Raw genomic sequence first — 23,434 nt, forward strand, 5'->3', positions numbered from 1 at the left:
TTAGTATTGTCCTTTTTCATGGGCAATTGCTTCCACTTCTTTCATTGCATCGTTAGTCAATTGATCTAACTTATTGTTTGCAACATATGAATACACGCCACATAAAACGAAAGACAGTACAATAATACTTAAACCAAGTGGCATTCCCCAAGTTGTAACACCACCACTAAAAGAACTCATTAAAAATTCTTTGTTATAGCCAACTAAAAGCATAAACCCAACATAAACGAACAACATAATTCCAGTTAATGTCCAGCTCAATTTACTTTTTTTAGCAACCATTTCTTTAAATTTTGGATTCTGTAGAATTGCTTCTACTTGTCTATCATCCATATCCATGCTCCTTGTTAAGCGACCAGTCCACTGGTTGCTTTTTTTTAATCTTTTTTCTACATATTCAAAATTAACAAGGTTCTATGCCATTCGTAACTTAGACTTTGGTCGTTAAATTTTGATCAAGCTCAACGTGATCGTTCATAGATACGGTATTATAGCGCTAGGTTTTTTAGCTGTAGTCCTTATGAACAGTTGGTTGATTATTGGGGTTCTGGCCCTTTATATCCTGATTTTATTTGTGTGCGCATTCTATGGAGAGAAGCACGCCAGTCGTTTAAGTACGCGTGGACGAATGCTTCTCTTTAGTCTAACACTGGGTGTTTATTGCTCGTCTTGGACATTTTATGGTGCAACAGGTGCAGCAGTCCGTGAAGGTATTATTTTCCTTCCAATCTATTTAGGACCTCTTTTATTTGTGGGTCTAGGGTATGACATTTGGCGTAGGCTCGGTCGAGTCAGACAGCATCATGCCATTTCATCCATCGCAGACTTTGTTTCTGCACGTTATGGTAAAAGTGGTGCACTGGCTTCTCTTGTCACCATTTTGGCCGTTGTTGCGATTATCCCTTACCTTGCCTTACAACTTCGCGCAATCGCACTCAGCGCCTCTGTGATGCTCGACCATAATACTGAAGTGGTTTCTGCCACGACCAATGGCGTTCTAGGACTTACAGCTGTTTTAGCTATTCTTGCCATGATGTTTGGAACAAGACAAATCGCCAATACCGAACAACATGGTGGACTCATGTTGGCTGTTGCATTTGAGTCCTTTGTGAAACTGTTTGCTTTACTCTGTGTTGCATTCTTTTTTATTTTTGAAAATCCTCAAAATATCATTCAAATTTCACATGATGTTTCAAAGACATTTCATGAAGTTCAACTGTTTGGTGTGCCTGAAACTTTTTGGGTTCAAACCTTGCTTGCTGCACTTGCGATTATTTGTTTACCCCGTCAATTCCATGTTGCTGTAGTCGAACTGAGAGATGAAAAACATATTCGTGGCGCACGACGTTGGTTTGCGGTTTATTTAATTTTAACTATTTTTGCCATTATCCCGATTGCCAGTTGGGCACTCCATGCAGCACCTGCTTATTTAACCATTCCAGATGTTGCTGTATTGTCACTGCCTCTGAGCTACAACCAAGAATGGCTCACCCTCTTGGCATTTTTAGGTGGCTTTTCTGCATCTACTGGTATGCTTTTGGTTTCATCTGTCGCACTCTCTATTATGTTGAGTAATGACTTAATTATGCCTGCGTTATGGCGCTTAGGCTTATTGTCACGACATGATAAACGCATGCCTCAAGTGCTGAAGTTTACTCGCCGTGTTTGTATTTTGGCGGTTATGCTACTGGGTTTCTTGTTCTTCCACTTCTTTAATGATATTGATCAACTTTCGGTATTTGGCTTACTTGCCTTTAGTGCGGTTGCACAATTTTCACCTGCTTTAATTGGCGGTTTATACTGGCGTGGAGGAAGTCGTCAAGGGGTCTACGCTGGCCTGATTGTTGGCTTTTTTATGTGGATTTATACACTACTTTTACCCACAATTTTAAAGAGCCTTCCGCTTGAATATGGTCAATTTGCAAGTCAGTTTTTAAGTAGTGGACCGTTTGGGATTGATTGGCTTCGACCACAAGCTTTATTGGGTTTTGAATCTTTTGCACCACTGACACATGGCGTCACTTGGTCACTCGGTTTAAATATCTTATTGTATGTTTGGATTTCACGAATTTATCGTCCAAGTATTGCAGAACAAATTCAGGCTGAAAGTTTCTTCTATTACGAAACCAAGCCTTTACCTGCGCAAAACACATCTACTGACATTAACTATTTACATCATGATGTGGCCCGTTTAAAAGTGGGCGATTTAATCGCACTGGCTAAACGCATTACAGGCGAAGGCCCAACTACACATGCCTTTAAACAATTTTGTACTATGAACAATGTAGTGCTGAATGAAAATAGCAGTGCCAATGGCATGTGGTGGCGTTTTACCGAACAATACCTAGCAGGTACCATTGGTTCAGCTTCCGCACGTACCCTTCTCACCACAGCGATGGTGAACAATGGTTTAGCACTTGGACAAGTTGCCAATATTTTAGACCAAGCATCACAATGGCAACGCTTTAACCAAAATCTGATTATGACCATGATTGACCATATGACCCAAGGTGTAAGTGTGGTCGATGAGAATATGTGTTTGGTCGCTTGGAATAACCAATACCTTAAACTATTCGATTATCCAAAAGACTTGGTCTATGTTGGCTGCCCTATTTCGGACTTGATCCGTTATAACGCCGAGCGTGGTGAATGTGGACCCGGTTCCGTAGAAGAACATGTCCGTAAACGTATTCACTGGATGAAAGTTGGTAGAAGTGCACATGAATTTGAACGTATCCGTAAAGATGGCCGCGTCATTCAAATGCGAGGTAATCCAATTGAAGGAGGTGGTTTTGTTACAACCTTTGCTGACATTACTGCATTCCGTGAAAATGAAGCCATTCTAGAAGCACGCGTTGTTGATCGTACTCACCAATTGGCAGATGCCCTATCCGAGCAACAATTGGCACGTGAGCAAGCTGACCGTGCCAATATGTCTAAAAGTCGCTTTATTGCTGCGGCAAGCCATGACTTATTGCAACCCATGCATGCAGCTCGACTCTTTAGTACCGCACTAGAACAAAGTATTCAACTGGATGAAGACCGTAAAACATTGCAACAATTAGACCGTGCCCTGCATGGTGCTGAAAGCATGCTTTCAGCTTTACTGGATATTGCACGTTTGGAAGGTGGATCTATTCAGCCCAAACGCCAACCTTATCCGTTGCATGATTTGCTCAGTGATTTAGACTTACAATTTAAATCAATTGCTGCGCAACGTGGCATTCAGTTTAAAGTGCACGATGTTCAATTTTGGATTGATACCGATCCCCAATGGATTCGTCGTATTATCCAAAACTTTGTCAGTAATGCTTTACGCTATACCGCCAAAGGACGTGTAATTGTGGGCGTATTACGCTCTACCGATCATCCTCAGCATATTCGAATTGGTGTTTGGGATACGGGTCCCGGCATTGCTGAAGAACAACGCATTAAACTTTTCCAAGAGTTTGAACGTTGTGGACATACTTCACCTTGGGGAGAACAAGGTTTAGGGCTTGGTTTGGCTATTGTGCAACGCATGACCAGTCTACTTGATTATCCTGTGCATGTTTATTCAGAACTCGGGCGAGGCTCTTGCTTTATGATTGAGGTGCCAATTGTTGCTGCTCCGAAAGTGGTTGCCACACCTGTACAAGCAATACCACTCAAAACCAAAGCTTATAAAATCCTTTGTCTAGACAATGATGAAACGATTTTAGAAGGCATGGCAACTCTCTTAACCAAATGGGGTTATCAAGTATTTAAAGCCACTGAACCCGAACAGGCTTTGGATATTATCCAGAATGAAAATATTCAAGTGTGGCTAGTAGATCAGCATTTAAACAATGAAAAAATTGGTTTAGATTTCATTCTAGAACAACGATTAGAGAATGTACCTGTTGCCTTAATCACGGCAGATTCTGATCCAGAATTACCACAACGTTTGAAAGAGCTGAATGTCGTACTGTTAAGAAAACCTTTAAAACCAGCTTCATTACGCTCATGGTTATCTGGTTTAAAAATTTCAAAATAGTATTGTACGAGTTAAATAGTTTGAAACATTTTAAGTCCATATTCTTTACGGAATATGGGCTTTTATCATACAAAAAAAGACCATTCTTTAAGCTGATTAGCAATTTATTTTGACTTTTAGGCAAAAGCTTTCAGAAATAAATCAGAACACTTGTATTTAATTGACTAAAAATTTCATTACTTCATTTCCTATGGCAAAGTACACCAAAAATTAAGTGAACACTTGTATACTTAGTTACAATTTCTATAATTATTTGTTTTTAAATAGATAAAAATTCAATTATAAACAAAATACAACTTTAGTCTTATTCCTATTGCATATTAGATAAATCATAAAGGACATATAAATTATTCATTTTTAAGCACACACGGATGACGTGAAAAAAATTGATTAATAAATTTTAAAAATAGGAGTTGTGCCATGAATATTAGAGATGCTGTCCCACAAGGAGCTCATCAAAATCTGCAATTCCACCGTCAATATGGTGTCAATGCAATGTTGCCTGAGATGAATTGGCAAGAAATTTTTAAACACAGCAAACTCAATGATACCCATTTACAGGCTTTAAATACCCTCTATCAAAGCGCTGTACCTCTCGCATTACAAGTTTTTGAAGAACTGAAATTTGATGTTTTTACACCTGTGGCATATGACCCACATGGTTTGGGACTATTTGATAAACTTGCACAGCAAGAAGACAAACTGATTCAAATTTTAGAAAGTGAAAGCAACAATTTAAGTGATGAAACTCGACACCAAATTTGGAGTATGTTACTCCGTGGTGGCGCTGTATTGGTATTCAAAGCATGGCTAGGTAAAGTAAAAACAGGCAATAATGAATTAGATATGACGCAATTAGATGAGCTCTCTGATTTATTATTTATCAAAACGCCACCGAATAATTTAGCACAACGTTTACATGTTGATGCCCAAGCAAATTACGATCATATTTTCTTAATGTATGGCACTGATGTGTTCCTTGATCGTTTCAATGGTCTTGAAACTGCAGCACTCTTTGTTGATCTCGGTGTGTATGATGCGGCTTTCTTAAGTTTAAGAGATGACCGCGTTGCAGATTATCTCAAAGCAAAAGGCTATGTTTCTCAAGATCAAATTGAAGATTTGAAATGTGCATTAAACCCATTGGGTTGCCCAGATTTAATCTCAAAACAAGATTGCCTAGCTTAAAATTCAAACTGCAATACCCATAAAAAAGACCTCAATTGAGGTCTTTTTCTATTTTCACTATTCTATATAGCACTTAAATTTAAACGCGTTTTTCTTCAATATTTAAAGCACTAATAGCCAATACTGCTTGTGTACGATTTTGCACACCTAATTTACGGAAAATAGCGGTCACATGCGCTTTAATCGTTGCTTCAGAGACTTCTAATTCATAAGCAATTTGCTTATTCAATAAACCTTCAGCAACCATCATCAATACACGGAATTGTTGTGGTGTAAGCGATTGAATACGTTCAGCCAAAGCGGTTTCATCTGCAGCACGAGGGTCAAAATTCAAATTGGTCGGTAAATTTGGTGGTAACCAAATATCACCTTCAAGCACTTGACGAATCGCTTCACCAATATGGCTTGGGTGCGCAGATTTAGGAATATAACCCATTGCACCATGTGCAATTGCGCGTTGAATAATCGATGTTTCTTCGTGTGCTGAAACCACAATAATCGGCAATGATGGATACTGTGCACGCACATGTACCAATGCTGAAAAGCCAGAAGCCCCCGGTAAATTTAGGTCTAGTAGAACTAAATCCGGTTCAGGACCATTTTCTAAGCGTTCATAAAACTCATTGACCGCAGCAGTCTCATTAATTTGAGCTTGAGGTAAGCTGTAACGAACCGCTTGAATTAAAGCGTGGCGAAACAGGGGATGATCATCAACGATTAAAATATTCATAAGCGAAGCGAAAGATCTTTAGCACAGAAGTCAATTCTAACCGTACTCTTGCTATTAAGGATACGTAAATCTTTACTATTTTTCGGATAAATACTTGGTTTGAATCAGAAAGGCTTACTTTTTATAAGCTATTAGCCTAATTATAGATATTTATATCTGCTTTAAATATAAAATAAATACATTAAAATGAATTACTTATTCTTCAAAATTATAATGAGAATGATCAATATCTTATTGCCTAATCCTATCAAAAATTAAACAGAAAATAATCATATATCAAAAATAGATAAACTTTTTTCATTTGCTTATTTTACACCCCAGCACCTGATAATGATTAATAGATGACATCCCGAGAACAAAATTTTAGGTTGTCCATATGTCTATTTTTTCACAACAAAAACCATTAAACATCGTCGCTGTTTCTGGTGGTTTAAATAACCCTTCCAAAACTGAAGCGTTGGTTCAAGAAATTTTAAATGAATTAGGTCAAGCAACGCCAATTAACGTACATTTTATTAAATTTAGTGAAATCGGACATTTATTGGGAGGTGCAATTTACCGCAACCAATTACCACAACGCGTACAAGATGATTTAGCTGCCGTTGAAGCTGCTGATGCACTGATTGTCGGCACCCCTGTTTATCGCGCATCATTTACAGGCCTGTTCAAACACTTCTTTGATTTTGTCGAACAAACAGCACTGGTCGATGTTCCTGTTTTACTTGCGGCATCAGGCGGAAGTGATCGTCATGCTTTAGTACTTGAACATCAATTACGTCCATTGTTCAGCTTCTTTCAAGCCCAGACTTTACCGATTGGTGTCTATGCCACAGATCGTGACTTCACCCCTGAATATACCATTCACAGTGAATTCTTACGTGATCGTATTACCTTAGCTGTGGCACGTGCTTTACCTATTTTGGAATGGGCACCTGCGAAAGGTCAACGCGCTGAAGTTGTGAAAGCAAAAAGCCAACAAGCCAACCAAAACTTGGGCATTAATAAACAAATTGAGCAAGAAGAAGTTTTACCTTCGGCAGCAGTACCTAGTTTAGATGCAGCGGAATCTCGTTTACACCATAAATCGAAGACACCGCAATCTCAGGTTGCTTAAGTCAATAAAAAATTAGAGGATGCTGATATGACTCAATATAAAAAAGAACAACAGACGATAGATCAAGCCATTAAATTTGCCTATTGGGTGCCCAATGTAAGTGGTGGCTTGGTGGTGAGTAACATCGAACAACGTACCGATTGGAGCTATGACTACAATGTACGTTTGGCGCAAGCTGCTGAAAAAAGTGGTTTTGAATACGCCCTGACCCAAATCCGTTTTACAGCGGGTTATGGTGCAGATAATCAACATGAATCAGTCAGTTTTAGTCACGGTTTATTGGCGAAAACTGAAAAACTCAAAGTGATTGCAGCCATCCTCCCTGGTCCGTGGAAACCAGCTTTAGCGGCAAAGCAATTAGCAACGATTGATCATCTAACCAATGGGCGCATTGCGATTAATGTAGTGAGTGGTTGGTTCCGTGGTGAATTTGATGCGATTGGCGAACCTTGGCCTGAACATGATCAACGCTATGTCCGTTCGGAAGAATTTATTCGCACTTTAAAAGGCGTTTGGACAACAGATAACTATAGTTTTGATGGTGAATATTACCAATTTAAAGATTACACCTTAAAGCCAAAACCACTGCAAAAGCCACATATTGAAATTTTCCAAGGCGGTAGCTCACGTGCAGCACGTGACATGGCTTCACGTGTTTCAGATTGGTACTTCACCAATGGCAACACCCCTGCTGAAATTAAAAAGCAGATTGATGATATACGTGAAAAAGCCAAAGCCAATAATCATCAAGTTAAAATTGGCGTGAATGCTTTTATTATTGCCCGTAATACAGAAGAAGAGGCTAAACAAGTCCTTCAAGCTATTATTGATGGTGCGAATATTGAAGCCGTACACGCTTTTGGTGATGCAACCCGTGAAGCTGGTGCATCTTCTAAAGAAGGAGAAGGTAACTGGGCTAAATCTACGTTTGAAGATTTAGTTCAATATAACGATGGATTCAGAACCAATTTGATTGGAACACCACAACAAATTGCAGAACGTATTGTTGAATTGAAAGAAGTCGGTGTAGATCTTATTCTTTCAGGTTTCTTACACTTTATTGAAGAGGTTGAATATTTTGGTGAACGTGTTCTGCCTTTAGTTCGCCAACTTGAAGAAGCTCAACACAGTCAAATTACTGCGAAATCAGCTTAGACTGTGACATAACAATAACCGATAAGAGCATGTTCTTTATTTCCCTCAGAGCTCGGTCTGAGGGAATTTTTCATTTGAATTTTACATCAAAATAAGTTTATCTTAAGGCAAGACGTTTCTAATTATCCTTTGATTTATACAACAACCTAAATCAACACCCCTAAATATATTATCGAATCCAATCACTACGAGTATATCTTCATGAAAATCATAATTTTTGGTGCGAGCGGAATGGTTGGGCAAGGTGTTTTAAAGGAATGCTTACTTGCTGATGATGTGAAAGAAGTGATGGTGGTTGGACGGCAAAACCTTGATATCCAAAATTCCAAATTAAAACAAGTAATTACTGCTGACTTACATCAAACCGATTATCTAAATAACATTCAAAATTTTGATGCATGTTTTTTTTGTTTGGGTATCTCTGCATCGGGATTATCAGAACAACAATATCATGCTGTTACCTACGATTTAACTATACAAATCGCCAAAGCATTAGAAATAAATCATCCTAATATGACCTTTATTTATGTTTCTGGCAGCGGTACAGACAGCTCTGAGCAAGGTACAGTGATGTGGGCACGTGTGAAAGGTAAAACTGAAAATGCCTTGCTCCGAATGAATTTTAAAGCGGTTTACCTTTTCCGCCCTGCAATTATTCAGCCTTTAGATGGTATTCAATCAAAAACAAAGAGCTATCGTTTATTTTATAAAATAATGAACCCTATTCTTCCGCTGATTAAACGTCTTTCACCTCACTCCATTTTAACAACGAGTAGTATCGGCGTGGCGATGCTAAATGCTGTCCGCAGTGGTTACCCGACTCATATTTTAGAAGTCAAAGATATTGCTCAACTAGCCTCGAAAGTTAGCTAATTAAAGCAGTACCTTTTATGAATAATCCAACATCCAAATCACGAATAAAAACTCGGATCAGGTACTTTACCTGTTAATACCCACTCACCCACTTCCTGATATTTATAATCAATCGGGTCATGCAAAGTCTGCGTCCGCACATTACGCCAAAAACGATCAATATTCAGTTTGGCAGTGGTTGCCCTCGCCCCCATCACTTGAAAAATATTTTGCGTGATATAAAGCGATGTATTGGTCGCAGCAATTTTTGCAGTCGCAATAGCAATAGATACTTCGCCACGTTGCTCTGCAGTTAAATTTTCTACTTGATTCCAAGCATGCTGTAGCGTTTCAATTGCTTTATTCGTTAATAAACGTACACTTTCCAGTTGTACATAAAACTCTGCAAAATGCTTTTGGGTAAATGGATCATTCACGGCATTTTCAACCAAAGATTTCGACCATGCTTTTTGGCTTTGAACCGTTTCTTTAGCAAGTTCAAAAGCACCTTCAGCGACCCCTAAAAAGAGATGCACAAAGATGAGTTGGGCAATGAGCGGACGTAAACTGGAATAGGGTGTGCTCAATGGCCCCGGATTTAAGAGTAATTCATCTTTATGAATTTTAACCTGTTCAAAATGACTATTTCCGCTATCGGTTTGGCGTTGTCCCATATTGTTCCAATCCCCCAAAAGACTGACGCCTTCACGAACCGTTGGAATAACGCCAATCAATAACTTAGCTTCATCGTTATACGCCGAACATAATAAAATATCTGAATCCATAGAGCCTGAACAAAAACTTTTATCACCCTGAAAAATAAATTCATTTTCTGAAATTTGTTGTGCTGTTGTTCTTCGATCGAGAGGATTTAAAGTATTCCCCCAAAATAAGTTTTGTTTTACGGTTTGCTCAAACCAAGATTGATATTGCTCAGCTTGTGAAAATAATTGTACTGTCGCAATCAATAAATGATGAAAACCATATACATGCGCTAGTGAACTATCTACTTGAGCAATGATTTGAATGGTTTGGAAAATGGTTTTCCAATCTGCGCCTTGCCCACCGTATTGTTGAGGAATAGATAAGCCCAATAAGCCACTTTGACGAATTAAATCACGCTCAAACTTCGGGTTTCCACCTGCTTTATCACGCTCTGCTGCTGTTTCAGCAAATTGTTGTGCAAGCTGTTGCGCAATTTCTAAAGGTGTTTGAACTAAAAGCGGTTGTTGCGCATTCATGCTGCTCACTCATATTTTTATATCTGCTTAAAAGCTTAACAGATCAAAGCCAATACCTTTATCACAATGCCTGAAGTGTTTATTCCTTAAATAAAAATACCGCCTATTAACTGGCGGTATTTGAAATGTTGAAGATTAGACTTCTCAGATAAAATCACTCAATTTAAGAATTCGCCTTCACTTCTGCTATCAACTGATCCACCACACTTGGATCAGCCAATGTTGATGTATCACCTAAGCTGTCTAACTCATTGGCAGCAATTTTACGCAGAATACGACGCATAATTTTGCCAGAACGTGTTTTCGGCAATGATGGTGCCCAATACAAAGCATCAGGTGTTGCCACAGGCCCCAAGACTTTACGCACCCAAGCAATCAGTTCTTTACGTAAATGATCTGTTTCAGGAATACCTGCCTGTAAGGTGACATAGGCACAAATGCCTTCACCTTTAATCTCATGTGGCATTCCTACAACGGCAGCCTCTGCGACATGTTCATGTGCAACTAAAGCACTTTCAACCTCCGCAGTCCCTAAACGATGCCCTGATACATTTAATACATCATCGACCCGACCCGTAATCCAGTAATAACCATCTTTATCACGACGTGCACCATCCCCAGTGAAATAAGCACCCGGATAAGTCGCAAAATAGGCTTCAATAAAACGTTCAGGATCACCCCAAATGGTTCGCATTTGCCCCGGCCATGAATCTTTAATAATTAAATTACCTTCCGCAACACCTTCTAATTCTTTGCCTTCAGCATCTACCAACGCAGGTTGAACACCAAAAAATGGACGTGTTGCAGAACCCGGTTTCAATGGTGTTGCACCTGGTAAAGGCGAAATTAAAATACCACCTGTTTCTGTTTGCCACCATGTATCCACAATTGGACAACGGTTTTCACCCACCACTGTATAGTACCAATTCCATGCTTCAGGATTAATTGGCTCGCCAACTGAGCCTAATAAACGCAAACTGCTTCGATCACTCTCTCGAACAAAAGCATCCCCCTCTCGCATCATCGCGCGGATGGCAGTTGGAGCAGTATAAAGAATCGTGACATTATGCTTATCTACAATATGCCCTGTGCGTGCCCATGATGGATATTGTGGAATACCTTCAAACATCACCGTGGTCGTACCATTTGAAAGTGGTCCATACAGCACATAAGAATGCCCTGTAATCCAACCCACATCAGCCGTACACCAAAACACATCATCCTGTTTTAAATCAAAAACCTCACGGAAAGTGGTATTCGCATAAGTCAGATAGCCCCCTGTGGTATGCAACACACCTTTCGGCTTACCTGTAGAGCCTGATGTATACAGAATAAAAAGCGGATCTTCAGCATTCATCGGTTCAGGTGGGCAAATATCATTGACCGTCATGATTTCCATGTGATACCACAAGTCACGCCCTTCATGCATGGTAATCGGATTGCCTGTACGGTGTACCACAACCACATTTTGAACTGAATCTGTTCCATCCAAAGCCAAAGCCGCATCCACATTCTCTTTCAGTGGAATCGGTTTACCCCCACGCATACCTGAGTCAGCGGTAATCACAATTTTAGCTTGACTATCATCAATCCGACTCGCCAATGAATCTGGCGAAAAACCACCGAAAACCACACAATGCACTGCACCAATACGTGTACACGCCAACATCGCGATGGCTGTTTCAGAGACCATTGGCATATACATCACCACACGATCGCCTTTTTTTACACCGCGTTTTTTTAAAACATTGGCAAAACGACACACTTCGTCATGCAACTCTTCAAAGGAAATAATTTTATGCCGTGAAGGATGATCACCTTCCCAAATAATGGCAGGTTTATGCGGATGTTCTTTTAAATGTCGGTCTAAGCAATTTGCACTTACATTCAATTGACCATCGGCAAACCATTCAATTTTAAAGTTATCGGGTTCGAAACTGGTATTTTTAACTTGGGTAAACGGTTTAATCCAATCCAATTTTTTTGCAGCTTCCGCCCAAAACTCATTTGGATGCTCAAGTGACTGTTGATAACGCTCAAAATATTGTTGTTCATTGGTTCGTGCCGTTTTTACAAACTCTTCTGGCACGGGATAAATTTCATTCATATTATACTCCCTTACTTTTTCATCTCATCGCGAGATGTATGCTTAGATTATTGATTTTATTACGTGCATGCGTTCAGTATTACGACAGCTCAAATTGCACAACAATTAGGCTTTGGTCGTAGACTAGATATTTTCGTTATACTAGAGAATAGCGCGATTATTTGCCAAAATCTTGTGAATTTTCAATATCCCTACACTTTTAATCTTATAATTTGTATGTTTGAAAATGGATAGCATTTTCAGACCAATCACTTTTATTGAGTGAACCTCCCTCCAAGTGGATCATGTATATGCACGCTCAAGATTCTTCATCCTTTTTTTCAAAAAATCATACTGTAAAGCAAGTATCTCCCTTATCTACTCATGGGCGATTCAATCGTTTGAGCTATATTGCTTGGTATAGTTTTCTCAATTTAATGTATTTTTTTGCGATAGTTGCTTTAAGCGTATTTTTAGGCATTTTCAATCTGAATACATTTCATTTAAATGAACATGATCTACAATTTTTCATGGGATTTTCGGGTATTGCCTATTTTTTAATGAGTTGTATCTATCTTTATTTTAATTTCATCATCGTGATTAGGCGCTTACACGACCGAAATAAATCAGGTTGGTACTGTATCTGCTTGTTTATTCCTGTGATTAATTTCTTTTTTGCGCTCTATCTCATTTTCGCCCGCGGAGACTCAGGTTTAAATAATTTTGGCTTTCCTCGTCCCTCACACTTCCTTGAGAAAATGTTGGCTTGGCTGATGATTTTGATGACGATCTTTAGTATTTTTGCAACGGCTAGCATCGTTTCTTATTTCATGGGTACAGGTGATATTGAGAGCCCAAATGTCATTATTCAAACAGGAACTGAGTATTTTTAATCACTTTCTTTTAACGAAACACAACAGTTGCTCGACAGTTTAATAATCAGTCAACTGATATACTTTATTTCGGAAATATTTCAGGCAAAATAGCGCAACTTTTTTATTGGACAATATCGTGGCTGAAGAAGCAAATACCTTAAGTGAGGTCGCTCAAGACACCACACAATTGATTCATAGTGCTGGTGAAAAAACAGCAAAATCAGTCATTGAACACACTGCAAAGTACAATGATGCATATTCCACGATTGATAAATTTGTCGATGGATTTTGGGAGCGTATGCCTTATTTGTGCATCGCCCTTGTCGTGCTGTTTATTTTTTGGTTATTGTCTAAACTCTTCAAATTTTTTGTTCGTAAAACATTAGAAAATCGCTCTTATACCCGTCAAAATTTAGTCTTAGTACTAAACCGTGTTGGTAGTACTGCAATTATCTTTTTTGGTTTTTTAATTGCAATGGTCATCGCCATTCCGGGCTTTACGCCAAGTCAATTAATGAGTGCACTCGGCATTGGTTCTGTTGCCATCGGTTTTGCATTTAAAGATATTTTTCAAAATATGCTGTCAGGCATTCTGATTCTTTTGGGCGAACCCTTCAAAATTGGTGATGACATCATCGTCAATAACATGGAAGGTACAGTCGAAGATATCCAAATTCGTGCAACATTTTTACGCTCACCAGATGGTCGTCGTATCGTGATACCCAATGCCACGGTATATACCAGTGCAGTGACTGTAAATACAGCATACCAACGTCGTCGTTGTGAGTTTATTGTCGGCATTGGTTATGAAGATGATGTGCAAAAAGCCAAAGATATCATTCTCAAATTACTGGATCGAGATACTAAAATTCTAAGCCAACCGGGCTTTAGTGTTAATGTTGCTGCTTTGGCAGATTTCTCTATTAATTTAAAAGTTCAATGGTGGGTCAATACTACCGAAACTTCAACGTCTGCATCTGTCAGTGAAGTTCAGGAATTGGTCATTGATGCTTTTGCCAAACACAATATTTCGATTCCTTACCCTGTACAAGAAGTCAAAGTTTATCGTGGCGATCCGTCTGTGGATGAACTCGATTCAGGTCGTGCTAAATAATCTGCCCAAAACATAGGGAATAACAGTTTCAGTTCGAATAATTCGGCTGCCTAAGCTCACTGCTTGGCAGCCGTTTTTGATGAGTAAATCAATCTCATAAGGAATAAAACCACCTTCTGGACCAATAATCACCGTGCATGAATGCTCAATGGCACATGCCATTTTCTCGGCTGCATAAGGGTGTGCTACATAAGCAGGATGAGATGTATCAATCAAACTCGGAAGTATGTCTTCAACAAAAGGTTTAAAGCGTTTGTAAATTTCAATTTGGGGAGCAATAGTATCCCCCGCTTGTTCTAAACCCAACGTAATATATTGATCCAGTTGTTGTAAAAAGGGGGTTTGCCAATAACTTTTATCTACGCGATAACTGTGAATAAGAATGAATTTATCTACACCCAAAGTCACTGCATCCATGATTAAACGACGTAAAACCTTAGGACGAGGCATAGCAACAATTAAAGTAACAGGTAATTTGGCAGGAACAGCTTCTTCCTGAATCGGTTTAATTTGAATACTTTGCTCTGAAATAGAAACAATTTCAGTGAGATAACGTTTGCCTTCACGAATTCCCACTTTTAGCGTATCACCAAGCTCTACATCTACATGAGTCTTTAAATGTTCAACTTGCCGTTTGGAAGAAATCGTCCAAATTTCAGATTGAGTCTGACGTGCGTCTAACAGGACGATGTTCATTTTATTAATACCAATTTTTCAATGGATCGCTTAGATAATGTCTTTTAACTTTACTTGAGAAAGAAAAATTAAACGGTTATTCATGTTTATGTAATATGCAAAGTACCTGCTGGTCGTAGTGAAAATCATTTATTTAAGATATTGATCAATCACAGCAATATGTTTTTGCAAAGACCCTTTATTCTTATCCAAAACTTGTATCGCATGTTTTGATAAATCTTCGGCAAAAGCTTGATCTTCAATGCATCGGACTAAAAGCTCAACAATTTCATCTGCTGATTGCCCAACTTTCACGGCATCCGCTTGTAAGAACTCATCCACAATGGCATGAAAATTAAAATAATTGGGGCCAATCACTGTAGGCACATGCAATGCCATCGGTTCTAAAATATTATGCCCACCACCTGGTTCATTTAATGAACCACCGACAAAACAGGCCTGACTTAAAGCATACCAAAGCCACAACTCCCCCATACTATCCGCAAGATAAACTTGTGTATCCAACTGAATCGACTGATTTAAGCTACGACGTTGGGTGTTTAAATTTAACTGTTGTGCCAGATTAAATACATCATCGAAACGTTCAGGATGGCGAGGTACAACGATACACAAATATTCGGGATGCTGAGCCAAATAGGGTTTTAAAGCTGAAAGTAACAGTTGCTCTTCAGGGGCATGCGTACTCGCAATGGTGATGATTTTCCGAGTAGATAAATTCCAATCATGCTTGAGTTGAGAGGCTTGCTGAATAAATTGTTCGGGTGCATGAATATCAAATTTAATACTGCCTAAAACTTGTGTTTTTTGGGCAGAAATTCCTAAATCAATAAAACGCTGTTGTGTTGCAATATCTTGTGCAAGGAGCTGACTGAGACTTTGTAACATGGGTTTGGTTAGGCTTGGAACTTTGCCATAGCCTGCAGCCGATTTTTCTGAAAGTCGTGCATTGACCAACAAGCTTGGTACAACAAACTGTTGAGCCTGATCAAGTAAATTTGGCCAAAGCTCAGTCTCGACTAGAATTAAAAGTCTAGGCTGATATTTTTCAAAAAATGCACTGATTAAACTTTTTTGATCCGCAGGTAAATAAACCGCTTGAAATAAAGCCTCGAAAGGCGCTTTTAGAAAAAGTGACTTTGCCCGCGCCTGACCTGTTTTAGTGGTATTGGTGACCAGTACTGCATGACCCAATTTTAAATAATGTTCAATTAAAGGTTGTGCTGCATTAGTTTCACCGACAGAAACGGCATGAAACCAAATGGTATTTTTATTCTTGGGTGGTTGAAATGGTCCAAAACGTTCCAGACATTCTTGTTGGTATCGTGCTAAATCTAAGGCACGCTTTTTTATCCGCCATTTATACAAGGGCTTAACAATGGATAATAATGCGTTATACCAAAAAGGAGTTGCCAAACCAATGCCTCGGAATAGATTGAATCGGCAAATATAACAGAGCCTTATTCGGTTGTTAAAGAATAAAGTTGAAGAGATTCGTTTCACTCATTCTTTTTAGATGAATAGAAAATATGCATGATCAATATTGAAATCGAAAACTATTGATACTTGAGTGTGCTGGCGATAGTACACATTAAGCAGAATATCCAAGAATGAATCTTCAACTCAATAAAAACTCTAGTTACTTCTGAAAAACAAAAATCACCAGAGTTTCTACCTAATACAGTTAAAACCTTGCTGAATAAATCAGAAAGTAGAAATCAAAAAATCCCGACTTAACAGTGCAATGCAAGTTTATGCAGATACTTCATTTTCAGCGTTCTGAGCAACAAGACTTTCTGCCAAAGTTGGATAATCAATATATCCTTCAGCAGTTTGAGCACCGATCATATTGTCAAAGACCAACTCATTCAAAGGCGCATCCTGAACCAAACGTTCGTACAAATCAGGATTGGCAATATACGCTTTACCAAAAGACACAGCATCCGCTTGGCCTGAAGCCAATAATGCAATGGCATCATTACGGCTAAGTTTCATATTGGCAATATAAGGCACACCACCTGAACGTGCTTTCAAATATTCACTGATGCTGTCATCTGCCAAATATTCACGGGTAAAGAAGAACGCAATTTTACGCTGACCCAGTTGCTCTAAAGCATAACCAAAGGTTTCACGTGGATCAGCATCACCCATATCATGCTCATCACCGCGCGGTGCTAAATGTACGCCTACACGCCCCGCACCCCAAACTTCAATTAATGCATCAACCACTTCGAGCAATAAACGCGCACGGTTTTCTACCGAACCACCATATTCATCTTCACGCTGATTGGTTGAACTTTGTAAGAACTGATCAATTAAATAACCATTGGCACCATGCAATTCTACGCCATCAAAACCTGCCTCTTTGGCACGAATTGCAGCCTGTTTAAACTGTTCAATAATGGTCTTAATTTCAGTAATTTCAAGCGCACGAGGTACGACATAATCACGTTTTGGACGCAATAAACTCACTTGCCCTTTTTGCTGTACTGAACTTGCAGATACAGGTGTATCACCACTGAGCAAATCAGGATGTGATACGCGACCCACATGCCAAAGCTGTGCAACAATCAAACCGCCTTTATCATGCACAGCTTGAGTGACAGATTTCCAACCTTTAACTTGCGCATCGGTGAATAATCCTGGGGTATTGAAATAACCATTGGCTGCTTCAGAAATCACAGTTGCTTCTGAAATGATTAAACCTGCACTTGCACGTTGTGCATAATGCTCAGCCATCATTGGGGTTGGAACACGATCATCTGTCGCACGACTACGTGTTAAAGGTGCCATGATCACACGATTTTTTAGATGTAAATCGCCAAGAATAAGGGGAGAAGATAATTCAGCCATAGATGCCTCATGACTCACGCACACCTGAAATTAGATGTATTACAGTGAGTTTTGCAGATAATCAATATACTGCTGAATAAGAACTTCATTGCGAGAAAAATAGGACCATTGACCATATTTTTCTGCTTGAATTAAACCTGCCTGTTGCAATACTGATAAATGATTAGACATCGTGGACTGAGAGACATTACCGAGTTTTTCGATATTCCCTGCACAAACACCACGTTTAAAGCCACCGCACTGCTCTTCCGATAAAAATTGTTCAGGGGATTTTAACCATTCCAATATTTGTCGGCGAGTAGGATTTGCCAGTGCTTTAAAAATTAAATCAATATCCATAGTAGACACATTCAATAAATCACAAAGCTCTATTCAACATCTTTTCCTTAATATATCGCATTTATTCGATTTTAATATCGAATTTTTTAGATATATTGTAAAAATGCGTTTAGAGCTTTGTTTTACTTAAAAATATAAATTAGAGCAAAGCCATTACAAACCCTGCTTTAAACTTGCCTCAATAAAACGATCTAAATCGCCATCAAGTACTGCACCCGTATTTGAATTTTCTACACCTGTGCGTAAATCTTTAATACGTGAGTCATCTAATACATAAGAACGGATTTGACTTCCCCAGCCAATATCAGATTTAGAATCTTCTAATGCCTGTGAAGCTTCACTACGTTTCTGCATCTCTAATTCATAAAGCTTAGCACGTAACTGCTTCCATGCATGGTCACGGTTGGCATGTTGCGAACGCTGGTTCTGACAAGCCACCACAATACCTGTTGGCGCATGGGTTAAACGTACTGCAGAATCGGTTTTATTAATATGCTGACCACCTGCACCTGATGCACGATAGGTGTCTGTACGAACATCCGACGGATTAATATCAATCTCAATATTATCGTCAACTTCAGGCGAAACAAAAACTGCTGAGAACGATGTGTGACGACGATTTCCCGAATCAAAAGGTGATTTACGCACTAAACGATGTACACCTGATTCAGTACGCAACCAACCATAGGCATATTCACCTTCAACACGAATCGTTGCAGACTTAATCCCTGCCACATCACCCGCAGATTCTTCCATCAATTCAGCTTTAAAGCCGTGACGTTCAATCCAACGCAAATACATGCGTAACAACATTGAAGCCCAATCTTGTGCTTCTGTACCACCAGAACCTGCTTGAATTTCTACATAACATGGATTTGGATCCATCGGATGACTAAACATCCGATTAAATTCAAGTTTCGCTAAAGCTGTTTCACCCGCATCAAGTTCACTCTGAACATCTTCAAGTAAACTTTCATCATCTTCTTCAACTGCAAGTTCAAGTAGCGCTTGCGCATCTTCAAGCTGAGTCGATAAACCTTCTAATACGTTGATAACGTTTTCCAGTTCACCCTTTTCTTTTGCCATTGCTTGTGCACGGCTTTGATCATTCCAAATCGTTGGATCTTCTAACTCACGGAGAACTTCTTCTAAACGCTCTTTCTTCAGATCGTAGTCAAAGATACCCCCGTAGTGTTTGACCACGTTCGTTTAAGTCTTTTAATTGGTTTAGATATGGATTAATTTCCACGAGATGAATCCTATTCGAATTTAAAACGGCGCAATTCTACCACATGCCGACTCAACAATATCGCATGGATTCAGCGAAAAAAAGATGCTCAACTCTTGATCTTTGTAACAAGAAAATGAAGAGTTCGTGCGCTTTTGTCACATTTTTATAATTTTACAATAAAAATCTAAAAGGCTTAATCCGATGAAACGTTCTTTACTTGCTTTGGCATTCATCGATATTTCTTAAATTCAAACCTAGCTGTGGCTTGCGCACTTGGCTTTGGTGGCGATTTAGAAACATTTAATATGAATACAACTTATCGTTTTTAAGTCAATTTTGTGTCTTTAAATGCCTTTTTCTAAACAGATACTTTATTAAAAAATGCTTTTTTTATTACAAAATATGTATTAATTTCACGCAACCCACACAAACCTCCACACTACCTACACAGTTTTAATAAAACTAAACACATTAATTAATAATTAAATATCATATATTTAAAACAAATTAATTACACAACATTACGTATATTACAATCCTGTTACGTACTCAGGATTGACCATCGATCAAATTCCTCTACACTAAACTTGTAACAAAAAATGTATTAAATTAAGCCAAACTTTCAGAGGGGTTCTCACCATGAAAAAATTAGCAATTGCATCAGCGCTATTATCTGCGTTAGCAATGTCAGGTACTGCAAATGCGTACCAAGCAGAAGTTGGTGGTTCTTACACTTACACTGATTGGGATGACTTTGATGGCACACATAATTTTGGTGTAGATGGAACTTACTACTTCAATCCAGTTCAAACACGTAATGCGCCATTAAATGAAGCAGCATTTTTAGATCGTGCGAGTAATGTTAAAGCCGAAGTGAATTATGGTAATAATAACGATGTAAAAAATACGCAGTATGGCGCAGGCATTGAGTACTTCGTACCAAATAGCGATTTTTACTTAAGTGGTAATGTCGGTCGTAGCGAACATGAAGTTGACAATACGCCAATCGATACTAAAGTAACAACTTATGGTGCAGAAGTAGGTTATTTACCAGCGCCAGGCCTATTACTTGCAGTGGGTGTAAAAGGCTATGATGCAAAAGATGGCGATGATGGTGCAGATCCAACAATTCGTGCTAAATATGTAACTCAAGTCGGTCAGCATGATGTTAATGTAGAAGCATATGGTGCTTTCGGTGACCTTGATGAATATAGCGTACGCGGTGATTACTACCTTGATAAAACATTAAGTGTCGGTGCTGATTACTACAATAACGATTTAACTGATCGTGATGAGTTTGGTATTTCTGCTAAAAAATTCTTAAATCAACAAGTAAGCCTTGAAGGTCGTGTTGGTTTTGGTGACAACTACAATACTTTTGGTCTACGTGGCGCATACCGCTTCTAATTTAGACTGAAACAACAAAACTAAAATAAAAAACCGCTTCATTGGAGCGGTTTTTTATTACTTCATTTCTATGCTTAATCTTAGTGTTCTAGATGCAACATTTTTAATTGCACATTCACCTGACCATTGAATTGGTTTTTATCCAGTTCATAAACAATACGCACAGAACTTTGTTGAGGATCAAAATCAAATTTATCTGCTGCGTTAAAAGCAATTGCCTCTACAGACTGTCCTGTATCTAAAGCTAATTTTAATTTTAAATGAATTTCTTTTAACCATCGATAATCTAAAACTTTAAATCGCCCTTCAAAAATTGGGGCAGGAAATTTTTGCCCCCAAGGCCCCAATTGTTCAATCATATCTACTGTGGTTAATGTAAACGCTTGATGTGCTAATTCACCATCTGTCCACAAAGTTGCTTGGAATAACTCTTCATCCATATTTTGAATGAGTTGAGTAAAGGCAGAATTAAATTCTTCAAAATGCTCTTTTTTGAGGGTTAATCCTGCCGCCACTGCATGCCCACCAAAATGACTGACCAAATGCGGAGATTGTTCAGCGACTTTTTCAATACAGTCTCGAATATGAATACCATCAATTGAACGTGCGGAACCTTTGATATGAATGCCATCTTGATCAGCCGCAAAGACAATACTTGGACGATGAAATTGTTCCTTTAAACGCCCTGCAACAATCCCAATCACCCCTTGATGCCAATGCTCATCAAACATCACCAAAGCAGCAGGTAAATGATCTTGATCTAATTTTAAGTTTTCTAATTCAGACAATGCTTCCTGTTTCATCTGATTTTCAACCTGACGACGTTCTAAATTTAAATCATTCAGTTGACGCGCCAAGGGATAAGCGACTTGCATATCCACAGCCAATAGACATTCAATACCAATGTCCATGGTTTCCATACGCCCTGCGGCATTAATGCGTGGACCCAGTACAAAGCCTAAATCTTGTGCTTTTAATTCTGCAGGATCTCGTCCCGCAATGTCCAATAAAGCGCTAATTCCAGCTCGGCATTGGTTTTGTTGGATACGTTTTAAACCCGAATCGACCAGAATACGGTTGTTATAATCCAAACTTGCCACATCTGCATAAGTCCCTAAAGCCACAAGATCAAGATATTGCACAACTTTCGATCCTGATTTTCCTTGCTTAGCTCGATGACTCGATAAATTGGCCAATAGATAAAAAGCAACCCCGACTCCAGCCAACGCTTTACTTGGAAACTCACAACCCAATTGATTTGGATTAACCACGGCTTCAGCTTTTGGCGTTTCTTTGGTTGTTAGGTGGTGATCAGTAATAATCACCTGCATGCCATGTAACTGTGCTTGCTCGACACCTGCATGACTGGAAATACCGTTATCGACTGTAATCAATAGATCAGGCTGATAGCTTGTAAAAGCTAAATCTGCAATTTTTGGTGTTAATCCATAACCATATTTAAAACGATCTGGAACCAAATATTCAACATTTGCACCCATATCTCTCAGCGCTAAGATCATCAGTGCAGTACTGGTTGCTCCATCTGCATCATAATCACCAACAATCACGATTTTTTTTTGCTGATCAATTGCCGTATCTATAATTTGAATCGCTTGATCTAAGCCTTTCATTTTCGGTGCAAGCAGATATTTAAGCTTTAAATCTAACTCTTGTTCTGACTCTACTCCACGGCGTGCCAAAATTTCAGCAACAAATGTAGACACCCTCTGAAAATGCTCTGGGCGTGTGATAAGTGGTCGCTGTTTAATTTGAATATTTGGCATTTAAGGCATCAAACGCTGTAAAGTCCATCTTCCATTTAGTTTTTCATAACTCAAACGATCATGTAAACGGTTTGGCCGACCTTGCCAAAATTCATAATGCATTGGTTCTAAACGATATCCACCCCAAAATTCAGGTTTTTCCAATTCTGTATTTGACTCGACACGATCATGCAACTCTTGAAAGTGTTGTTGAAGTAATTCACGACTTTCTATTACACCACTTTGTGGTGTACTAATATGTGCAGCAATTTGGCTATCACGCGGACGTTTATGATAATAATCCGTCGATTCTTCTAAAGAAATTTTAGCAACATGACCACCAATACGAATCTGACGCTCTAATTCAGGCCAATAAAACAAAAATTCTGCATAAGGATTCACAGCTAAATCTAAGCCTTTTTGACTATCATAATTGGTATAGAAGTCATAACCTGCTTCTGTCGCACCACGTAATAATACAGTGCGTACATGTGGTCGTCCCTGTGCATCGGCTGTTGCCAATGACATGGCATAGGGTTCATGTAGCTTTGCTTCTAAAGCAAGATTAAACCAAACAAGAAACTGTTGATGTGGATCGGCATCCACTTGTTCTTCATGCAGTTCATCTTTTTCATAAGTCAGGCGTAACTCACTTAAATCTTTAATTACATCACTCATGAAACCCTATCCTTAAAATATCTAAATCAAAACTTCTTTCATAAAGCCTTTTAAGCGCTCTTTAAAGAAAAATAAAGAAGCAATTAATCCTTATACAATA

19 protein-coding genes are annotated in these 23,434 nt (G+C 38.8%); 8 read left to right on the forward strand and 11 right to left on the reverse strand.

Annotation, left to right across the window (positions count from 1 at the left end; translation table 11 throughout):
• Complete coding sequence (locus B9T35_RS03800) at nucleotides 1-333, reverse strand: DUF485 domain-containing protein (RefSeq protein WP_086189795.1); 333 nt, start codon at nucleotides 331-333, stop codon at nucleotides 1-3.
• Between the two features lie 187 nt (nucleotides 334-520).
• Between B9T35_RS03800 and B9T35_RS03805 the strand changes: the two genes are divergently transcribed.
• Nucleotides 521-4,015 carry a PAS domain-containing hybrid sensor histidine kinase/response regulator gene (locus B9T35_RS03805; protein ID WP_086189796.1) on the forward strand — a complete coding sequence of 1,165 codons (3,495 nt, stop codon included), beginning with the start codon at nucleotides 521-523 and terminating at the stop codon, nucleotides 4,013-4,015.
• Between the two features lie 420 nt (nucleotides 4,016-4,435).
• A complete protein-coding gene (locus B9T35_RS03810; protein ID WP_086189797.1) occupies nucleotides 4,436-5,203 on the forward strand; it encodes a hypothetical protein in 768 nt (255 codons plus the stop codon).
• A gap of 79 nt (nucleotides 5,204-5,282) precedes the next feature.
• On the opposite strand, the gene B9T35_RS03815 is transcribed toward B9T35_RS03810, so the two are convergent.
• Nucleotides 5,283-5,933 carry a response regulator gene (locus B9T35_RS03815; RefSeq protein WP_086189798.1) on the reverse strand — a complete coding sequence of 217 codons (651 nt, stop codon included), beginning with the start codon at nucleotides 5,931-5,933 and terminating at the stop codon, nucleotides 5,283-5,285.
• Between the two features lie 376 nt (nucleotides 5,934-6,309).
• Between B9T35_RS03815 and msuE the strand changes: the two genes are divergently transcribed.
• The 3 genes from msuE (at nucleotide 6,310) to B9T35_RS03830 (ending at nucleotide 9,075) form a co-directional block, all read left to right on the forward strand.
• Nucleotides 6,310-7,047 (forward strand): FMN reductase, encoded by a 738-nt coding sequence (msuE, locus tag B9T35_RS03820; RefSeq protein WP_086189799.1) that lies wholly within the window; start codon nucleotides 6,310-6,312, stop codon nucleotides 7,045-7,047.
• Between the two features lie 27 nt (nucleotides 7,048-7,074).
• Nucleotides 7,075-8,202, forward strand: coding sequence for a dimethylsulfone monooxygenase SfnG (sfnG, locus tag B9T35_RS03825; RefSeq protein ID WP_086189800.1), 1,128 nt, complete (start codon nucleotides 7,075-7,077; stop codon nucleotides 8,200-8,202).
• A gap of 201 nt (nucleotides 8,203-8,403) precedes the next feature.
• Nucleotides 8,404-9,075, forward strand: a complete 672-nt coding sequence (locus tag B9T35_RS03830) for an NAD-dependent epimerase/dehydratase family protein (RefSeq protein ID WP_086189801.1) — start codon at nucleotides 8,404-8,406, stop codon at nucleotides 9,073-9,075.
• Between the two features lie 38 nt (nucleotides 9,076-9,113).
• Here the strand turns inward: B9T35_RS03830 and B9T35_RS03835 are convergent, their stop codons facing one another.
• Both B9T35_RS03835 and acs read right to left on the reverse strand, forming a co-directional pair.
• Entirely contained in the window at nucleotides 9,114-10,295 is a 1,182-nt protein-coding gene (locus B9T35_RS03835; protein WP_086189802.1) for an acyl-CoA dehydrogenase family protein, read from the reverse strand.
• 163 nt (nucleotides 10,296-10,458) lie between these two features.
• The gene (gene acs / locus B9T35_RS03840) at nucleotides 10,459-12,402 is read right to left on the reverse strand and encodes an acetate--CoA ligase (RefSeq protein WP_086189803.1); all 1,944 of its coding nucleotides are present in this window, start codon (nucleotides 12,400-12,402) and stop codon (nucleotides 10,459-10,461) included.
• 290 nt (nucleotides 12,403-12,692) lie between these two features.
• Here acs and B9T35_RS03845 point away from each other — a divergent pair, with 290 nt between their 5' ends.
• Nucleotides 12,693-13,274, forward strand: a complete 582-nt coding sequence (locus tag B9T35_RS03845) for a DUF805 domain-containing protein (RefSeq protein WP_086189804.1) — start codon at nucleotides 12,693-12,695, stop codon at nucleotides 13,272-13,274.
• Nucleotides 13,275-13,392: 118 nt separating this feature from the next.
• Nucleotides 13,393-14,370, forward strand: coding sequence for a mechanosensitive ion channel family protein (locus tag B9T35_RS03850; RefSeq protein WP_086189805.1), 978 nt, complete (start codon nucleotides 13,393-13,395; stop codon nucleotides 14,368-14,370).
• On the opposite strand, the gene B9T35_RS03855 is transcribed toward B9T35_RS03850, so the two are convergent.
• The 5 genes from B9T35_RS03855 to prfB all read right to left on the reverse strand — a co-directional run bounded on the left by B9T35_RS03855 (nucleotide 14,353) and on the right by prfB (nucleotide 19,504).
• Nucleotides 14,353-15,066: a 16S rRNA (uracil(1498)-N(3))-methyltransferase gene (locus B9T35_RS03855; protein ID WP_086189806.1), complete on the reverse strand. Its 714-nt coding sequence runs from the start codon at nucleotides 15,064-15,066 to the stop codon at nucleotides 14,353-14,355. The genes B9T35_RS03850 and B9T35_RS03855 overlap by 18 nt on opposite strands.
• Before the next feature lie 129 nt (nucleotides 15,067-15,195).
• Complete coding sequence (locus tag B9T35_RS03860; protein ID WP_086189807.1) at nucleotides 15,196-16,479, reverse strand: 3-deoxy-D-manno-octulosonic acid transferase; 1,284 nt, start codon at nucleotides 16,477-16,479, stop codon at nucleotides 15,196-15,198.
• 336 nt (nucleotides 16,480-16,815) lie between these two features.
• Nucleotides 16,816-17,916 carry an alkene reductase gene (locus B9T35_RS03865; protein WP_086189808.1) on the reverse strand — a complete coding sequence of 367 codons (1,101 nt, stop codon included), beginning with the start codon at nucleotides 17,914-17,916 and terminating at the stop codon, nucleotides 16,816-16,818.
• A gap of 39 nt (nucleotides 17,917-17,955) precedes the next feature.
• Nucleotides 17,956-18,255 carry an ArsR/SmtB family transcription factor gene (locus tag B9T35_RS03870; protein WP_067761589.1) on the reverse strand — a complete coding sequence of 100 codons (300 nt, stop codon included), beginning with the start codon at nucleotides 18,253-18,255 and terminating at the stop codon, nucleotides 17,956-17,958.
• Nucleotides 18,256-18,408: 153 nt separating this feature from the next.
• A protein-coding gene (gene prfB / locus B9T35_RS03875; protein ID WP_139841999.1) for a peptide chain release factor 2 occupies nucleotides 18,409-19,504 on the reverse strand; the annotation gives its coding sequence in 2 pieces (ribosomal slippage) (nucleotides 18,409-19,431 and nucleotides 19,433-19,504; 1,095 coding nt in all).
• A gap of 621 nt (nucleotides 19,505-20,125) precedes the next feature.
• On the opposite strand from prfB, the gene B9T35_RS03880 reads away from it, so the two are divergent.
• Nucleotides 20,126-20,893: a putative porin gene (locus B9T35_RS03880; protein ID WP_086189810.1), complete on the forward strand. Its 768-nt coding sequence runs from the start codon at nucleotides 20,126-20,128 to the stop codon at nucleotides 20,891-20,893.
• 80 nt (nucleotides 20,894-20,973) lie between these two features.
• Here B9T35_RS03880 and recJ read toward each other — a convergent pair whose 3' ends face one another.
• On the reverse strand, nucleotides 20,974-22,677 hold the full coding sequence (gene recJ, locus B9T35_RS03885; RefSeq protein WP_086189811.1) for a single-stranded-DNA-specific exonuclease RecJ: 1,704 nt from the start codon (nucleotides 22,675-22,677) through the stop codon (nucleotides 20,974-20,976).
• Nucleotides 22,678-23,334: a pyridoxamine 5'-phosphate oxidase gene (gene pdxH / locus B9T35_RS03890; RefSeq protein ID WP_086189812.1), complete on the reverse strand. Its 657-nt coding sequence runs from the start codon at nucleotides 23,332-23,334 to the stop codon at nucleotides 22,678-22,680. It abuts the gene before it with no gap.
• Nucleotides 23,335-23,434: the final 100 nt, after the last annotated feature.

Origin of the sequence: Acinetobacter sp. ANC 3832, from assembly GCF_002135415.1 — a bacterium.
In the GTDB taxonomy this organism is placed as follows: Bacteria; Pseudomonadota; Gammaproteobacteria; order Pseudomonadales; family Moraxellaceae; genus Acinetobacter.

Bases quoted from the DNA above. Each gene is read 5' to 3' on its own strand.
- B9T35_RS03800 (WP_086189795.1), bottom strand. From the start codon at position 333: ATGGATGATAGACAAGTAGAAGCAATTCTACAGAATCCAAAATTTAAA.
- B9T35_RS03805 (WP_086189796.1), top strand. From the start codon at position 521: ATGAACAGTTGGTTGATTATTGGGGTTCTGGCCCTTTATATCCTGATT.
- B9T35_RS03810 (WP_086189797.1), top strand. From the start codon at position 4,436: ATGAATATTAGAGATGCTGTCCCACAAGGAGCTCATCAAAATCTGCAA.
- B9T35_RS03815 (WP_086189798.1), bottom strand. From the start codon at position 5,933: ATGAATATTTTAATCGTTGATGATCATCCCCTGTTTCGCCACGCTTTA.
- msuE (WP_086189799.1), top strand. From the start codon at position 6,310: ATGTCTATTTTTTCACAACAAAAACCATTAAACATCGTCGCTGTTTCT.
- sfnG (WP_086189800.1), top strand. From the start codon at position 7,075: ATGACTCAATATAAAAAAGAACAACAGACGATAGATCAAGCCATTAAA.
- B9T35_RS03830 (WP_086189801.1), top strand. From the start codon at position 8,404: ATGAAAATCATAATTTTTGGTGCGAGCGGAATGGTTGGGCAAGGTGTT.
- B9T35_RS03835 (WP_086189802.1), bottom strand. From the start codon at position 10,295: ATGAATGCGCAACAACCGCTTTTAGTTCAAACACCTTTAGAAATTGCG.
- acs (WP_086189803.1), bottom strand. From the start codon at position 12,402: ATGAATGAAATTTATCCCGTGCCAGAAGAGTTTGTAAAAACGGCACGA.
- B9T35_RS03845 (WP_086189804.1), top strand. From the start codon at position 12,693: ATGCACGCTCAAGATTCTTCATCCTTTTTTTCAAAAAATCATACTGTA.
- B9T35_RS03855 (WP_086189806.1), bottom strand. From the start codon at position 15,066: ATGAACATCGTCCTGTTAGACGCACGTCAGACTCAATCTGAAATTTGG.
- B9T35_RS03865 (WP_086189808.1), bottom strand. From the start codon at position 17,916: ATGGCTGAATTATCTTCTCCCCTTATTCTTGGCGATTTACATCTAAAA.
- B9T35_RS03870 (WP_067761589.1), bottom strand. From the start codon at position 18,255: ATGGATATTGATTTAATTTTTAAAGCACTGGCAAATCCTACTCGCCGA.
- B9T35_RS03880 (WP_086189810.1), top strand. From the start codon at position 20,126: ATGAAAAAATTAGCAATTGCATCAGCGCTATTATCTGCGTTAGCAATG.
- recJ (WP_086189811.1), bottom strand. From the start codon at position 22,677: ATGCCAAATATTCAAATTAAACAGCGACCACTTATCACACGCCCAGAG.
- pdxH (WP_086189812.1), bottom strand. From the start codon at position 23,334: ATGAGTGATGTAATTAAAGATTTAAGTGAGTTACGCCTGACTTATGAA.